Genomic DNA, 15525 nt, shown 5'->3' with positions numbered 1-15525 from the left:
GATGTCGGACATGCACGCGACCACGATATTTGCGGTGCTCCGAAATGGACGCGGCGCGATGGCTGGCGATGGTCAGGTCACACTCGGGAACACCATGATTATGAAGCAGAATGCGCGAAAGGTTCGGCGTTTGTATCAAGGACGTGTGATTGCCGGTTTCGCCGGGTCGGTCGCAGATGCTTTTACGCTGTTCGAGAAGTTCGAATCTCGGCTGGAGGAGTTTGACGGAAACCTGCAGCGAGCCGCGGTCGAGCTGGCCCGGGAGTGGCGTTCTGACAAGGTTTTGCACAAACTCGAAGCTATGCTCATCGTTATGAACGAGCAACACCTGTTTATCCTGTCTGGGAGCGGTGAGGTGATTGAGCCGGACGATGGGTTGTGCGCGATTGGATCCGGTGGGGCGTACGCCCTCTCCGCAGGGCGAGCACTGGTTCGCCACACGTCGCTCGATGTAGGGGATGTCGCGCGCGAGGCTTTGAAAATTGCTGCAGAGATTTGTGTCTACACGAACGAGCATATCATCGTGGAAGAACTGGGCGTTTAGTACGTGCATGGTTTGGAGGGCGGAAAATGGCCTATCGGGAATTGACTCCAAAGCAGATTGTGGAAGAGTTAGACCGCTATATCGTCGGTCAGCGGGCTGCCAAGCGCGCTGTGGCGGTGGCGCTACGCAATCGTATGCGGCGAGCGAAGCTGCCGCCGGACTTGCAGGCAGAGGTGACGCCGAAGAACATTCTCATGATTGGTCCGACGGGCGTGGGAAAAACGGAGATTGCACGACGTCTGAGCCGGTTGGTCGGGGCTCCGTTCATCAAGGTCGAAGCCACCAAGTTTACGGAGGTTGGGTACGTGGGCCGGGATGTGGAATCTATGGTCCGCGACTTGGTGGAAACCGCAATTCGCATGGTGAAGGCGGAGCATATGGAGCGCGTCAAAGATCAGGCGCGTGAACACGCTGATGAACGGATTGTGCAGGCGCTCGTCCCAGACCCCAGTGCAAAGCGTGGCATGAAAAACCCGTTTGAGATGTTGTTTGGCGCGGGTCCCGGCGGGCAAACGGAGACGGAGACGCCTTCGGAAAGTGTCCGCAACGAGCGGCGGCGCGTGCGCCAACAGTTGCAGAGCGGTCAGTTGGAGGACCGGGTGATTGAAATTGAAGTGGAAGAACAGGCCGCCCCAATGATGGGCTTTATGCCCGGCATGGGACCGGAAGGCATGGGAAACCTGCAGGAGATGCTGGGAAACCTGTTGCCCAAGCGGATGCGCAAGCGCCGAATGGCGGTTCATGAGGCTAGGCGGGTGTTGGAACAGGAAGAGGCGCAGAAACTGATTGACATGGACTCCGTTACGGCTGAGGCGATTCACCGCGTCGAGAACCATGGCATCATCTTTATCGACGAAATGGATAAAATCGCTGGCCGTGAGCAAAACACCCGGGATGTGTCGAGGGAAGGGGTGCAGCGAGATATCCTTCCTATCGTTGAGGGGTCTACTGTGGTGACGAAATACGGTCCCGTGTCCACCGACCATATCCTGTTCATCGCGGCAGGGGCGTTCCACATTTCCAAGCCGTCCGATTTAATTCCTGAATTACAAGGGCGATTCCCGATTCGTGTGGAATTGGAGAGCCTCACAGCTGACGACTTTGAAAAGATTCTCAAAGAACCTCAACACGCCTTGCTCAAACAGTACACGGCGCTCCTAGAGACCGAGGGTGTCCGTGTCCGATTTACGGATGACGCGATTCGCCGGATTGCGGAACTGGCTGTGCAGGTGAATAAAGAGACCGAAAACATTGGTGCCCGCAGACTTCATACTTTAGTCGAGAAACTGTTGGAAGACCTGTCGTTCGAAGCCCCGGATGTTCATTTAGAGGAAGTTGTCATCACACCCGAGTATGTACAAGAAAAACTGCAAAAGATTGTTGTCAACCGCGATTTGAGCCAGTTCATCCTGTAATTCCTTATTAACCTTGCCTATCCACGGACTTGGGGCCGCACGGAAAAAGTGCGGTCCTATTTCTTTCATAGGAAATTATGTCGAATCGTGCAGGAATCTGCGGTGGCGTGACGAATTAGTAGTCTTCAGAGCTAGTGGTCTTTACACTGGCATCACACCCCAGTCTTGAGGGAGCCGCGTCAAGGGGTGACAGGATGAGTTTCGATATTGCGACGTTTCAACTATTGCAAAACGCGCTGACCGCTTCAAACCTTCGTCAACGCGTCATTGCGAATAATATTGCCAATGTGGATACACCTGGATACCAGCGGCAGGACGTTTCCTTTGAGGCGCTGTTGCAAAAGGAGCTCGCTGGACTCCCAGGCTCTTCTTCCATCTCGGCTTCGCAGGTTGCCAACCTGGCCGCGGTTCAACCCCAGGTCGTGACCGATACGGCCGCGCAAATTCAAAACAACGGCAACGATGTCGACATTGATGCCGAGATGAGTGAGCTGGCTGCGAATCAGATTCGCTATAACGCGCTCTTGCAGGATGTGAATTCCCGCATTACTCGGTTCCGCGAAGCGATTCAGGGAGGTTGACGCACATGTCATGGTGGGGCGATTTAGGCATCAGTGCGTCCGGGTTAACTGCGGAGCGGCTGCGTATGGATGTCATCGCCAATAATATCGCGAATGCCAACACCACCCGCACGCCGTCGGGCGGACCCTATCGCCGGGAAATGGTTGTGTTGGCGCCTCGTACGAATACTTTTCAGGACGCATTGGCGGCGGAGCAGTCGACCGCGAGTGGCACAGCCGGTGTACAGGTAGTCGGCATCGTACAGGATCCAAGTCCGTTCCGGCTGGTCTACGACCCGAGCAACCCGGACGCGGTCAATGGGTATGTACAAATGCCCAACGTCGATATCGCTACGGAAATGGTCGACATGGTTTCGGCCGCGAGAGCTTATGAGGCCAATGCGACCGCGTTCGACGCCACCAAGCAGATGGAATCCGCAGCGATTTCCTTAGGGAAGTAGCGTTTACTGGATGACATCTTGATGGCAGGACGGTGCGAGCAGTGACTTCTTTGGCGAGGAGGAACAACCGTGGCCATCTCAAACATCACTAACGTCGTGCCCAGTTCAGCAACGGTGGGCACGGTCACCGGAATGGGCTCCCAGGGGCACCCCACCAGCAGCTTTAGCGACGTGTTGGGGGAGGCGCTCGATGAGGTGAACGGCGTCTTGCAGCAGGCGGATCAACTGGCGGCTTCCTATGCTGCCGGAGGCCCCACGACGATTGACCAATTGATGGTGGCAGAACAACAGGCATCCCTGGCTCTCGACCTAACCGTGCAAACTCGGGATCGAATCGTGAGTGCGTATCAGTCTTTGATGAACATGCAGATTTAACCTATTTTGTAAACATACTCAGGCAGACATAGAGAACCAGAAGATTAGAGAGAAAAGAATTGTACATAGGGACTGAGATGCTTCGTTTCATGCTGCATCTATGCAAAATCCGGGCGGCTGACAACCTGGATATGGGGAGACGCCCACCCTGCGTTGAGGATATAGGGGAAAAGGGGTTTCTTTCAAGAATGCGAGTAAGGGTGAACCAGTTTGAATGCAACGGTGCGCAGTTGGTGGCAACAGTGGAACTCACGCTTTAGCAGCTTGTCTGGTCGGCAAAAACGAAATTTAGCCATTGCTGCCGCAGCGTTGGCTGCTTCCATCGCCGCTTCCGTTTGGATCTTGTCGAGACCCCACTATGTCACCATCATGAGTGGGTTGGACGCCAAGTCATTGGGAGAAGTCCAATCGAAGCTAGAAGACCTCAAAATTCCTTCCGAGATCAACGGCACGTCCGTCTTGGTGCCGCAGCGTGATGCGGATGAAGCCCGCATCCAGTTAGCTATGGCTGGGCTTCCGGATTCTGGATATGTTGGATATGGATCTGTCTCCAGTTCATTTGGGATGACGGAAGACCAGTTTAACATACAAGTCTTGGACGCCCTCCAGCAAAGTCTCGATCATACCATTGAAAGCATTGACGGCATTGAGAATGCGCAAGTCCATATTGTGATGCCGCAGGAACAGGTCTTTGTGTCGCAGCCGCAGGATACGGCTAAGGCCTCCGTATTCGTTCAACTCGGTACGGGGGTACAGCTCTCTTCCGCACAGGTAGCTGGTATCCAACAATTGGTTGCCCATGCGGTCAAGGGCCTCACGGCAGACAATGTGACGGTGGTCGACCAGAACGGGGTGAACTTGTCGAGTTCATCGGCGCAAGGGGCTACCACGGGCGGGACGGAGTTAGCCGAGCGGCAGCAAATGGAACAGAACTTGGAGCAGAAGTTGACAGCCGGCTTGGATCAGATTGTGGGTCCAGGCAATGCGGTGGTAGTCGTTCACGCGAATGTGACGTTTGACCGGGTAAAGAGTAAATCGCATGTGGTCCAGCCGGTGCCCGGGCAAGACACCGGACTACCGAAGAGTCAGCAGGTGATTCGTAATTCGACCAACACTCAGGGGACAGGCGTCGGCGGACCAGCTGGACAGTCTTCGACCAATCCGGGTTTGCCCACCTACGCCGGAAACAGCAGTACGGGTTCCTCGTCGCAGTCTACAGACGATGAAACGACGACGACGTACGACAATAGCTATACTGATACAACCACGGTTCATGACCCAATCCAAATTAATGGATACGATGTGGGGGTCATGCTGAACTCCGGCAACACGAAATTATCTCCGGCCGTACTGCGCCGGGTTCAGCAGTTTGTCCAGAATGCCGTGGGTACGACAGCGGGGGCTGGCGCCCGTAACTCGGTCTCGGTGATGCAGGTTCCGTTCCAAACTCCCGTACAGGCAACGGTCAATTCCCCGTTGCGGGTGTGGTGGTTTGCGGCGGCGCTTGGTGCGCTCTTGGCCGGGGCCGGGGTGTGGCTGTGGCTTCGCCGGCGCAACCGGTCCGAAGCCGTTGAGCCTGAACCGTTCCGGATGCCGGTTGTGGAGAATCCTTTGCCGGAGACGGAGTTGACGGAAGAAGAACAGATGAAGCGTCAACTGTCGCGATTAGCTGAACAGCGGCCGGAGGAATTTGCAAACCTCATCCGGACGTGGCTTGTCAGTGATTAAGGTTTGGGGGTGAGGATGGTGCCTCGGCGTAGACGAGAATTGACCGGCAAACAAAAGGCCGCCGTCCTGCTCATCAGCCTGGGTCCAGAGATCGCAGCGCGGGTTTACCAACACCTGTCCGAGGATGAAATCGAGCAGTTGACTTACGAGATCTCCAACCTGCAAAAGGTGGATACCGACCAAGAGCAACAAGTCTTGAAGGAGTTCCACGACATAGCGGTGGCGAAAGATTACATATTAACCGGTGGCATTGAATACGCCCAGGAGGTTTTGGAGCGCGCCTTGGGGCGAGAACAGGCGGAACGCGTGTTTCAGAAGTTGACCTCGTCCCTTCAGGTGCGACCGTTTCACCAGATTCGCAGGGCAGACCCCCAGCAGCTGGCCACGTTTCTCCAGGACGAGCATCCGCAAACCATGGCGTTGGTGTTGTCGTACCTGGATGCGGATCAAGCGGCATTGGTCCTATCCGCTCTGCCGCCTGCTCTTCAGGCAGATGTGGCGCGACGGATTGCCTTGATGAACAGCACCTCACCGGACGTGGTGGCGGAGGTCGAACAGGTGCTCGAAAACAAGCTGGCGATGATGACCAACGTGGATACGCAACACACGGGTGGGGTGGACACGGTCGTCAAAATTCTGAACAACGTGGACCGCGGGACGGAAAAGTCCATTCTGGAAACCTTAGGTCAAGAAGACCCCGAGCTGGTCGACAACATCAAACAGCGCATGTTCACGTTTGATGACATCGTGCTGCTGGATGCACGCTCTATCCAGCGGATCATCCGCGATGTCGATCCGAAAGACCTGCAGTTGGCTTTGAAGGTGGCGGGTGAACAGGTGCAGGAAGTGATTTTCCGCAACATGTCGAAACGGATGGCAGAGTCTTTCCGGGAAGACATGGAATATATGGGCCCTGTCCGCTTACGGGATGTGGAAGACGCCCAGCAGCGTATTGTTGGGCTGATTCGCAGGTTGGAGGAAGCGGGTGAAATCATCGTAACTCGGGCGGGAGGAGACGACGTCATTGTCTAGGGTGCTCAAGTCACGGGTTGGCGCAACGTGGCGTGTTGTCGATTCGGTCACCATTGAGGGCCCCTCGCTCCATCAATTTGTTCATAGGTCTCAGGAGGCGTCGGCGAATCAAGTCAGTGTGACTGAGCCCGATACACCTGCCGCAGAGACGGCGCTCGAACAGGCACGGGCCGAGGCAGAAGCCCTGCTTGCCGCCGCTCGGGAGCAAGCCCGCCAGCTCACCGCGGAGGCTGAGCAGGAGGCGGACCAGATTCGCGCTGAAGCGGAGGCGCAAGGCTTCTCCAAAGGCTATCAGCACGGCATGGAGAAAGGGGAGGCCGAAGCCCGCCAAGCTTGGCTGGAACGCTTAGAGCAAGCGCAGGCGGTGATCTTGGGGGCGGAAAGAGAGCGACGACGTTTGCTTGCGTCGGCCCGACCGCTCCTCATTGAGGTAGCGATGGAGGCAGTCCGAGGTTTGTTGAAGCGGGAGCTCGCGCAGAAGCCGGCGGATGTGGAGAAGATGGTGCAGGAACTTCTCGATTACGTGGTGGATGGCCGTCACGTGGAGGTACGCGTCCATCCCGACGATTTCTTGCAGGCCAGCGAGGCACAGCCGAGGTGGCGTCTCGGGAAGCCGATGGAGTGGGAGATCGTTGTCCTGCCAGATGCGTCCATTTCTCTTGGGGGTTGTGAGGTACGCTGTACATCCGGACGCATGGACGCGCGCATGGAGACAAAACTGGAACTCCTGGAACAGGTGTTGCCCCAGGTGTTTGACGGAGGGCGAAATGATGACTGAACTGCGAGCCAATGTAAGTCTCATGCGGAACATGCGCTGGTTTCGCCTCTATGGGCGTGTAGCGAAAGTGGTGGGCATGACTGTCGAGTCGCAGGGTCCGTACGCCCGTATCGGCGACATCTGTTCCATTTCCTCGCAGGACGGAACGGAGTGTTTGGCGGAGGTGGTCGGATTTCGGGATGAGCGTCTGGTGCTCATGCCACTGGGAGAGCTGTCCGCCATCGCGCCTGGCGCCGATGTCTTGGCGTTGGGCAGGCGCCTTACGGTCCCGTGTGGGTCCGGCCTGATGGGGAGGGTCCTAGACGGTCTCGGGTATCCCATGGATGGTGGCGGGCCAGTCCACCCGGCGGTCTTGCGTCCCATCGACGGTGGCCCCCCCAGTCCGTTGGCGCGATTGCCGATTGAGCGGCAGGTACAGACAGGGGTACGGGTCATCGATGGGATGCTGCCGGTCGGTCAAGGTCAACGCATGGGAATTTTCGCTGGCAGCGGCGTGGGCAAGAGTACGCTGCTCGGGATGATTGCCCGTAACACCTCAGCCGATGTCAATGTCATTGCGCTTGTGGGGGAGCGCGGCCGCGAGGTGCGCGAGTTTCTGGAACACGACCTCGGGGATGAGGGCCGAACCCGCAGCGTGGTGGTGGTCGCCACCTCCGACCAGCCTGCCTTGGTGCGCCTGAAAGCTGCGTTTGTGGCCACGGCCATTGCGGAGTTTTTCCGCGATGAAGGCATGGTTGTGAACTTGATGATGGATTCGGTCACCCGGTTTGCCATGGCGCAGCGCGAAGTTGGGTTGGCGGTGGGCGAGCCACCGACCAGTCGGGGTTATACCCCTTCTGTGTTTGCGCTCCTCCCGCGGCTCTTGGAGCGGGCAGGCAACAGCGACCAAGGCAGCATCACGGCCTTTTACACAGTGCTCGTGGACGGCGACGACTTAAACGACCCGATTGCCGATGCGGTGCGAGGAATTCTCGACGGACATATCGTCTTGTCCCGTGACCTGGCCAACGCGGGCCGTTTTCCCGCCGTCGATGTTTTGGCCAGTGTGAGTCGTCTGTTTTCCGCACTGGTCGATCCGAAGCACCGTCAGGCTGCGCTCCAAGTCCGAAGCTGGCTCCAACGGTACAAGGATGTGGAGGATTTACTCCGAATTGGTGCCTACCAATCGGGCCTTGACGCGGAGACGGACATGGCCATCGCGCGCATGCCGGACGTCCGTGCATTCCTGGAGCAGCCTGCGGAGGAGGCTGCCAGTCTGGCTGAGACGCGGATGAAACTGTTTGAACTGGCAGGGATGAAAGAATGAGGTCCGATGTACGCGTCCCGGAACGCATGCATCACTTAAAAGCACAGCTTGAAGATGTGGTTCAGCTGCGCCTGGTCAAGGTTCAGCGGCAGCAGGTAGAGGTGGACACAGAACGGCTGCGGCTTGAGCAGGAGTACGAGCGGGCGGTCGGTGCTCGGAATCAGTGTCGGTCCGGGCGCGAGTGGTGGCTGTGGCAGTTGTACGCAGATGCGTTGCGGATTGCTCAAGGGCAAGTCGAAGGACGCCTTGCCGGATTGCGGCACGAGGCCGAGGTGCAGCGGCGCAATCTTCATCAGGCGCATCGGGAGCAGCTGCGCTGGGAAGTGCTCCTGCGTGAACGGAAGACGCGTCTGCGGCAGGCGGCGGTGAAGGCCGAACAGCGGGAACTGGATGAAACGGGGATGCAGATGCGGGTGCGGATGGGAGGCGATGGCGATGCAAGCTGGTAGTCCAAAACGCGTATCCCGTCCGACGACATCGGAGCCAAGAAAGGACATGTCCCGGAAGGATAGCGGGCTGGCGCGCAAATTCGTATGGTTTGTGATGGTCGTGGTCATTCCCTTATTGGCCGCGGTGGTCATGGTCGGTGCCGCGCTGCAATTCCTTGGGTTTCCGGTTTGGCAAACTGTAAAAACTCGCGTGCACTGGGGTTCTCAGCAGAGTTCTACAGTCGAGATGCGGGTTCAACAGCTGCATACCGCTCTTACGCAAAGCCAGCAGCAAGTGAAGAAGCTCACACGGCAAAACGCGGCTCTGCAAACCTCGTTGCAGTCCGAGAAGCAAAAGGAGCGGCGATTGGAAACACAACTCCACGCGACTGAACAGAAGATAGCCAAGGCGCAGGATGTCAGGGCCAAAGCCCAAGCAGAGGCAAAGGTATTGAAAGGAATGGGACCGGACGCGGCGTCAAAGGTTCTGGCGCAAATGTCGATCGATGAAGCCGCACAGGTGGTGGCGGAGATGTCGGCTGCGGATTCCGGACCCATCCTGGCCCAGATAGACCCTGCAAAGGCCAGCAAAATCCTTGCGAAGTCTGCGAGTGATTCTGCGGGTGCTGCGCAGTCGACCACTGCTGGGGGAAGTCAGTCGGTTGGAGGAGGACAGTCGGCTGGAGGAGGACAGTCGGCGACTACTTGGTGAACCTTCGAGAAAGGGGGTGTATCGTTATGCACCAGACTGGGTGGCATACGCGCTCGGAACCGGTTGTTAGCCGAGCGTTTCCCTTAGGGGAGAGGACTGTCGTCAACAGAACGGGCGGTCTCAGCCATCCGCGGTCATTGTCGGGTAAGACGGTACGAAAGGAAGTAGCCCCAACGCCAACCAAGGGTCTGCGCGAATCGACACTTGCGTCGGGTCGTGATGGCTTTTCAACATGGCTGAGTATGTGTATGCAGCTTGCTCCGTCGCTTCAGGGGGCCGACTTGTTCATCGAATCCGAGCAGGGGATTCAACCATCAGAAGTACCTGCTCTCGAGTCGACGAAAGCCGATGTCGAATCGGGCCGTGTTGCATCGTCCCCGTCAGAAATCATGCCAAAGCGTCATGTGGACAAGTCTTCACAGCATGTCGAGATCAATTTGCTGGAGAAGCGTGTTGGCGGTACCGTACCCGGTACCCCGATACCGGGTGGGAAAGGCGATGTTCGTCCGATGCATGCCGGTGAAGTCCCGGCGGGGGCAATCCGAGTCACTGGGGATGGGAAGAACCCATCGCTGAGCGCCACAGCACGTTCTTCTGCAAACGCACTAAAGACTCTGCCCACAGGTGGGCCTGCGGCGACAAAGGCGACAGAACAGATAAAAACGATAAAGGGCATAGGGGTGACAAATAGGACCGAGAAGAAAATCGACCCTACGGTCACCAGACTGAGTTCGATGAATACGGCGGCTTCTGAGCTGCGGCAAACGCTCTTGCATCCGCTTGCCCCGTCGTCTAAGTTCAGTTTGGTATCCGCTCGAGACCGTATCGCCGAGATGCAGGCGGATCGTACGGGTACGATCCGTACAGAGAAACAAATGGCTTCTCCGGATCCGGCCGTTCTCGCCCGTCGCGTGGCAGAACCACAAAAACCAACGGACGAAAGGAATGCGGTCAATGCCGGATGGCTGCAAGTGATGCGTGGGATAGAGGATGCCGAGTCCATGCCGCCACAGGTTCTGACACCCGTTTGGGATATGACTCATCCGTTGGCATCGCGGCACCTTGCACAGACAGTTCGGGCCCAGGTTGAGAATGGTGTGGCGACTATGCAAGTGACGGTGCATCCGCAAGGCCTGGGACCTCTTACGGTCAAGGTGTCGCAGACCGACCAGGGGAGCGTGAACGTTCAGATTACGGCAGTCCACCCGGCGACGGCGAATTGGCTCCATCACCAGTCCGCGGCCTTGGTGCAGGCGTTGTCTGAATCTGGCGTGAATGTGTCGGGGCTGCAAGTCGGCCTCAGTCTGGGCAGTGGTGGATCGGGGGAGTCAAAAGCTGGAGGCACCGGGGGCGACCGCCCGCGCGCCAAGGAGGACAAGATGCGCATGAGTAGCGTACGAGCGGTGAATCCGATCCAAAGACCGAAGCATCCTGTGGCACTGTCTGAAACGTCTGTGGGTTTTACGGCGCGTGCCTAGAAAAGCGAGCTATGTTCGTAAAGCGGGAGGATGCGTATGACAACAAGTTCTGTACCCGCACCCGGCGGGGACTTGGGCAAGGATGCGTTTTTGCAAATGATGGTCACGCAGATGCAGTATCAAGACCCGCTTCAGCCGATGGATAACTCGCAGTTTCTCGCTCAACTTGCTCAATTTTCGGCGCTGGAGCAGATGACCAATGTGGCTCAAACGGATAACTCCGTACTCAGTGCGGTGCAATCTCTGGTAGGCATCTATCAATCCTCATACGCCTATCAGTTGTTGGGTTCCCAGGTCCAAGTGCAGGGGAAGGATGGAGCGCCCGTGTCGGGCGTGGTGACCGCCGTGCGCTACGTGGACGGCACCCCGCAGCTAGTTATAAACGGAAATTCCTACTCGTTGAGTGACCTGCAGGAAGTAACGGGTGCGAACGGAACGTAAATTGAGGCGGTCAAATCCCGGCTCTTTTCGCCGTTCGGCCGCACCCATGAAATAGCAATCCATTCCTAAAGGAGTGATAAAATATGCTTCGTTCCATGTATTCCGCCATTTCTGGGATGCACGCGTTTCAAACACAACTGGATGTCATCAGCAACAACATTGCCAATGTGGATACACCTGGATTTAAGGCTGGCCGGGCTGATTTTAGTGACATCCTGAGTCAAACCATCAACTCCGGAAATGCCCCGGGGAACGGCCTGGGCGGAACGAATCCGCAACAAGTGGGGTTGGGTGTGCAAGTCGGTGCGATTGCCACGCTGTTCACCCAAGGTGCCCCGGAAACGACGAACAACCCGACGGATTTGGCGATCCAGGGGAACGGTCTGTTCATCGTCGATGTGGGCGGCGGTAATCAATACTATACGCGAGCCGGGAACTTTTCGCTTGATGACAGTGGGAACCTGGTTCTCCCGAGCGGGGCGAAGCTGATGGGATATGCCTACACGAACGGGGCATTCAGCAACACCCCGACCGACATTCAGATACCGCCGACCCAGTATACCGATGTCAGCGTGGGACTGGATGGGACCGTCACTGCCATTGATAAGAACAACAACACACGTACGACCATTGCCAAAGTGGCTCTGGCCATGTTCAACAATCCGGCCGGATTGGAGAAGGTCGGTAACACCATGTATCAGGTCTCGCCTAACTCAGGGCCTGCGACTGCGGTACAGCCGCAAACGTCTGGAGCCGGAATGATTCAATCGGGGGCGTTGGAAATGTCCAACGTAGACCTAACCCAGGAGTTTAGCAACATGATTATCGCGCAGCGCGGGTTCGACGCGAATTCCAAGGTCATCGGGACCGATAATGCCATTCTGAACGACATCGTCAACCTGAAAAATAGTTAACGGGGTTTACATGGGCTTGGCCAGAGTCCGCTGAGAAGTTGTTCGGAAAGGGAGCCGGACGCGCAGCTTGAACCTCTGGCCAGCCAATAGCAGGGGGAAACAACAGTGATCCAGCTTACGCGCATCAACGGCAGCGCCGTGTGGTTGAACCCGCTGCTCGTCGAGTCGATTGAACAGACACCCGACTCGGTAGTGACCTTATCGAATTCACATAAATACGTGGTCCGTGAATCACCCGAACAGATTCGATCCGCCATTGTGGAGTTTTGGTCCGCAACTGGATGGATGGGTGGGACGCCGAGGGGGGACGGGGTGTCATGAAGAGAATGTTGCTCATCATGTCTGCGGTCATACTGGGATTTGCCGTATGCCTTGCCGTGGCGGTCGGCTGGTATAAATACAAGCGGCCGACGGCCACAGCAAAGCCGGTCAACAAGTCGTTGTCGCCGGCTCAGCAGAACGCACTACTGGTTCAGTTGCCGCAAACTACGACCAACTTGAAAGGGGACGGGATCGTTCAATTTACCATCGCCTTGCTGCCTATGGATGGCGAAACAAAAAAGGAATTATCCGACTTGCAGCCAGCCATCTTGGACGTGCTGAATGAGACCATGCGTCAATTCACGGCTGCTGATTTATCCACGGTGGGCGGCGTCAATCGGCTGAAGCGGACGATCCTCGACAGGGTGAATCAGGTTCTGCCCCAGGGCAGAGTGGATAAGGTACTCATTGTGAGCCTGGTGACGCAGTGAAAAGGGGGGCGCGTTGTGTCCGAGGTTTTATCCCAAAGTGAGATTGACGCGCTGTTATCCGCGTTGACTAGTGGTGAAGTCAAGGCGGAGGAGCTTCGTGAAGCTTCTGCGGAGCCATCCGTTCGGGTTTACGACTTTCGCCGTGCGATGCGTTTTTCCAAAGACCATATCCGCATCATTGCGCGCGTCCATGAACACTTTGCCCGCCTTTTGACCACGCACTTGGCCGCCCAGCTGCGGAGCATTGTCCATGTGCAGGTGGAGTCGGTCGATCAGGTGCCATACGAAGAGTTCATCCGGTCGATTCCGGCTCTGACGGTAATCCAGGTCATGGAATTCCCTCCTCTGAAGGGCAAAGTGGTTGTGGAAATGAATCCGCAGATTGTCTTTGCCATTCTTGACCGGATGTTAGGCGGCATTCCCAAGGGGCCTTATCGGGAACGCGCGTTGACCGAAATCGAGGAAGGACTTTTAGAACGCGGATTGTCGGGAATGGCGAGCTTTTTCGCGGAGGCTTGGCGCAGTGTGGCAGAATTGTCACCGCGCCTGGTGAACTTTGAAAGTAATCCGCAGTTCCTGCAACTAGCGACGCCCAATGAGACCGTCTTGGTGGTCACGCTCAGCGCACGCATCGGCGGGGTCAGCGGTTTGCTGAATATTTGTATTCCGTATGTGACGATTGAACCGCTTGTGCCGAAATTGACCACCCAGTACCTGTTCGACGCGGGCAGGGCTCGGGAGCCCAGAAATCCAGACTCAAGCCTCGCAGGGCACGTACAAAAAGTCAACGTGGATGTAACGGTTGAGTTGGGGAGTGTCGATCTCACCCTGCAGGAGCTGTTGGACATGAGCGTCGGAGACATGATCCCCTTGAACACCGGGATCGATGAGCCGGTCCGCGTCTTTGTCGACGGGGTGCCCCTGTTCGTCGGCCGGTTGGGCCGTTCCCGGGAAAAGATGGCAGTGCAGGTTTTGAGCTTGTGGAAAGAGGTGCATGAAGATGGCGGACGACCAGAGGCTGTCGCAGGCGGAGATTGACGCATTGTTTCAACAGGCGTCCTCCGATGCGAGAGATGGCGCCAGTTCCGGCGGCGTGTCCGATTCCTCTCCGGCAGTGATTTCCGGGGACGAGATGGACATTCTTGGAGAGATTGGAAACATTAGCTTCGGAGCGGCCGCGACGTCGCTCTCTACCCTGCTCCAGCAAAGGGTGGAAATCACGACGCCGACGGTAAGCCTCTATGAGGCCGATAGCATCCGTGCGGAGTTCCCGAAGCCGTTTGTCCTGGTCTCGGTGGAATATACAGAGGGATTGACCGGTACCAACGCGCTGGTGGTACAGTTGCAGGACGCCAAGACCATTGCCGACCTGATGCTTGGGGGGAACGGGGAAAATGTCCCGGACGAATTGAATGAGTTGCACCTGTCGGCGGTCGCCGAAGCGATGAACCAGATGATGGGGGGCGCCGCCACCGCGATGTCGCAGATTTTTCATCGCACCATCAACATCTCTCCCCCGGACGTGCAGTTTGTCGATTTGTCCGAGAACGAGTGGAAGTTGGGACTTGAAGGCCAGATTGTCAACGTCTCTTTCCGCATGCGCGTGGGTAGCTTGCTGGATTCCACCATCATGCAGTGGATCCCGTTGTCCTTTGCTAAAGCAATGGTGAACCTAATCCGCTCCCCGGCGCCGGATGAGGCGCCCAAGCGCGAGATGAATGTCCATTCGGACGCGCTGTCCGGGCCGGTCGAGAGGACGACGGGGACAGAGCCATCCTCGACCTCGCCAGCGTTCCCAGCCGGAACCGGCGAGTCCGAAGCCGCGGCGGCCGTGGCACACAGTGCGACCGGCGGGACGACGGACGGCCCCTCAGCCTCTCGTGAACCACAACGCGTGTTCCGGCCAGAGTTTGTCGAACTATCGGCCGAGCCGATTGGGCTTAAGTCCGCAACCGAGATTCACAATCTGTCCTTGCTCTTGGACGTTCCACTCCACGTCACGGTGGAACTCGGGCGTACGAACAAAACCGTCGGTGAAATCCTCAATTGGGCGCAAGGGACCGTTGTCGAATTGGATAAACTGGCGGGCGAGCCGGTGGACATCCTGGTCAATAACAAGCGTGTCGCCATCGGCGAAGTCGTCGTGATCGACGAAAACTTCGGTGTTCGGGTGACGGAAATTATCAGCCCGTCTGATCGGGTTAAAAAGCTGCAGTGAGAGGTGGATGCATCATGTCGAAACGGATTCTGGTTGTAGACGACGCCGCATTTATGCGCATGATGATCAAGGATATCTTGACAAAAAACGGATACCAGGTGGTCGGCGAGGCGACCAATGGTCATGAGGCGGTGGAAAAGTATCAGGAGCTTAGGCCGGATTTGGTGACACTGGACATCACTATGCCTGAGCTGGACGGCATTGGCGCATTGAAGAAAATCCGTGCTTTCGATCCGGACGCGCGTGTCATCATGTGTTCGGCCATGGGCCAGCAGGCGATGGTCATCGACGCGATTCAGGCGGGGGCGCGTGACTTTGTGGTCAAGCCGTTCCAAGCGGATCGCGTGCTTGAGGCCGTGAAAAAGGCGCTGGCCTAAGGATGA

At 57.1% G+C, this 15525-nt stretch carries 19 protein-coding genes; all 19 read left to right on the top strand.

All coding sequences use genetic code 11. The features are described from left to right. The first annotated feature begins 1 nt into the window (after window position 1). The 19 genes from hslV (at window position 2) to H522_RS0109235 (ending at window position 15519) form a co-directional block, all read left to right on the top strand. Entirely contained in the window at window positions 2–544 is a 543-nt protein-coding gene (gene hslV, locus H522_RS0109325; protein WP_026962105.1) for an ATP-dependent protease subunit HslV, read from the top strand. Window positions 545–570: 26 nt separating this feature from the next. Beyond that, window positions 571–1959 carry an ATP-dependent protease ATPase subunit HslU gene (gene hslU, locus H522_RS0109320; protein WP_026962104.1) on the top strand — a complete coding sequence of 463 codons (1389 nt, stop codon included), beginning with the start codon at window positions 571–573 and terminating at the stop codon, window positions 1957–1959. Between the two features lie 194 nt (window positions 1960–2153). Then, window positions 2154–2540: a flagellar basal body rod protein FlgB gene (flgB, locus tag H522_RS0109315; protein ID WP_026962103.1), complete on the top strand. Its 387-nt coding sequence runs from the start codon at window positions 2154–2156 to the stop codon at window positions 2538–2540. Window positions 2541–2545: 5 nt separating this feature from the next. After that, window positions 2546–2980: a flagellar basal body rod protein FlgC gene (gene flgC, locus H522_RS0109310; RefSeq protein WP_026962102.1), complete on the top strand. Its 435-nt coding sequence runs from the start codon at window positions 2546–2548 to the stop codon at window positions 2978–2980. A gap of 69 nt (window positions 2981–3049) precedes the next feature. After that, window positions 3050–3355, top strand: coding sequence for a flagellar hook-basal body complex protein FliE (fliE, locus tag H522_RS0109305; protein ID WP_026962101.1), 306 nt, complete (start codon window positions 3050–3052; stop codon window positions 3353–3355). A gap of 210 nt (window positions 3356–3565) precedes the next feature. Further along, entirely contained in the window at window positions 3566–5083 is a 1518-nt protein-coding gene (gene fliF / locus H522_RS0109300) for a flagellar basal-body MS-ring/collar protein FliF (protein WP_026962100.1), read from the top strand. A gap of 15 nt (window positions 5084–5098) precedes the next feature. After that, entirely contained in the window at window positions 5099–6115 is a 1017-nt protein-coding gene (gene fliG / locus H522_RS0109295) for a flagellar motor switch protein FliG (RefSeq protein ID WP_035453279.1), read from the top strand. Between the two features lies 1 nt (window position 6116). Further along, a complete protein-coding gene (locus tag H522_RS0109290) occupies window positions 6117–6893 on the top strand; it encodes a FliH/SctL family protein (protein WP_035453277.1) in 777 nt (258 codons plus the stop codon). Then, window positions 6883–8199 carry a FliI/YscN family ATPase gene (locus H522_RS0109285; RefSeq protein ID WP_155836312.1) on the top strand — a complete coding sequence of 439 codons (1317 nt, stop codon included), beginning with the start codon at window positions 6883–6885 and terminating at the stop codon, window positions 8197–8199. Before H522_RS0109290 ends, H522_RS0109285 begins: the two co-directional genes overlap by 11 nt. Then, window positions 8196–8648 carry a flagellar export protein FliJ gene (locus H522_RS0109280; RefSeq protein WP_026962096.1) on the top strand — a complete coding sequence of 151 codons (453 nt, stop codon included), beginning with the start codon at window positions 8196–8198 and terminating at the stop codon, window positions 8646–8648. Before H522_RS0109285 ends, H522_RS0109280 begins: the two co-directional genes overlap by 4 nt. 46 nt (window positions 8649–8694) lie before the next feature. After that, window positions 8695–9339 carry a magnesium transporter MgtE N-terminal domain-containing protein gene (locus H522_RS0109275; RefSeq protein ID WP_162143500.1) on the top strand — a complete coding sequence of 215 codons (645 nt, stop codon included), beginning with the start codon at window positions 8695–8697 and terminating at the stop codon, window positions 9337–9339. A 281-nt stretch (window positions 9340–9620) separates the two neighbouring features. After that, window positions 9621–10817 (top strand): flagellar hook-length control protein FliK, encoded by a 1197-nt coding sequence (locus H522_RS0109270; RefSeq protein ID WP_162143499.1) that lies wholly within the window; start codon window positions 9621–9623, stop codon window positions 10815–10817. 36 nt (window positions 10818–10853) lie between these two features. Next, window positions 10854–11258, top strand: a complete 405-nt coding sequence (locus tag H522_RS21945) for a flagellar hook capping FlgD N-terminal domain-containing protein (protein ID WP_211230669.1) — start codon at window positions 10854–10856, stop codon at window positions 11256–11258. 83 nt (window positions 11259–11341) lie between these two features. Next, window positions 11342–12172, top strand: coding sequence for a flagellar hook-basal body complex protein (locus H522_RS0109260; RefSeq protein WP_026962093.1), 831 nt, complete (start codon window positions 11342–11344; stop codon window positions 12170–12172). 105 nt (window positions 12173–12277) lie between these two features. Continuing rightward, on the top strand, window positions 12278–12493 hold the full coding sequence (locus tag H522_RS0109255) for a flagellar FlbD family protein (RefSeq protein WP_026962092.1): 216 nt from the start codon (window positions 12278–12280) through the stop codon (window positions 12491–12493). Continuing rightward, a complete protein-coding gene (locus tag H522_RS0109250; protein WP_026962091.1) occupies window positions 12490–12924 on the top strand; it encodes a flagellar basal body-associated FliL family protein in 435 nt (144 codons plus the stop codon). The genes H522_RS0109255 and H522_RS0109250 overlap by 4 nt, the downstream gene beginning before the upstream one ends. 15 nt (window positions 12925–12939) lie before the next feature. Continuing rightward, a complete protein-coding gene (gene fliM, locus H522_RS0109245; protein WP_026962090.1) occupies window positions 12940–13962 on the top strand; it encodes a flagellar motor switch protein FliM in 1023 nt (340 codons plus the stop codon). Next, window positions 13925–15142 (top strand): flagellar motor switch phosphatase FliY, encoded by a 1218-nt coding sequence (gene fliY / locus H522_RS0109240; RefSeq protein WP_026962089.1) that lies wholly within the window; start codon window positions 13925–13927, stop codon window positions 15140–15142. The genes fliM and fliY overlap by 38 nt, the downstream gene beginning before the upstream one ends. Window positions 15143–15156: 14 nt before the next feature. Beyond that, a complete protein-coding gene (locus tag H522_RS0109235; RefSeq protein ID WP_026962088.1) occupies window positions 15157–15519 on the top strand; it encodes a response regulator in 363 nt (120 codons plus the stop codon). Window positions 15520–15525 lie beyond the last annotated feature (6 nt).

The sequence above is a fragment of the Alicyclobacillus herbarius DSM 13609 genome (assembly GCF_000430585.1).
Classification (GTDB): domain Bacteria; phylum Bacillota; class Bacilli; order Alicyclobacillales; family Alicyclobacillaceae; genus Alicyclobacillus_G; species Alicyclobacillus_G herbarius.
Note: the sequence above shows the minus strand (reverse complement) of the source record. Positions and strands in the feature narration are given on the sequence as shown.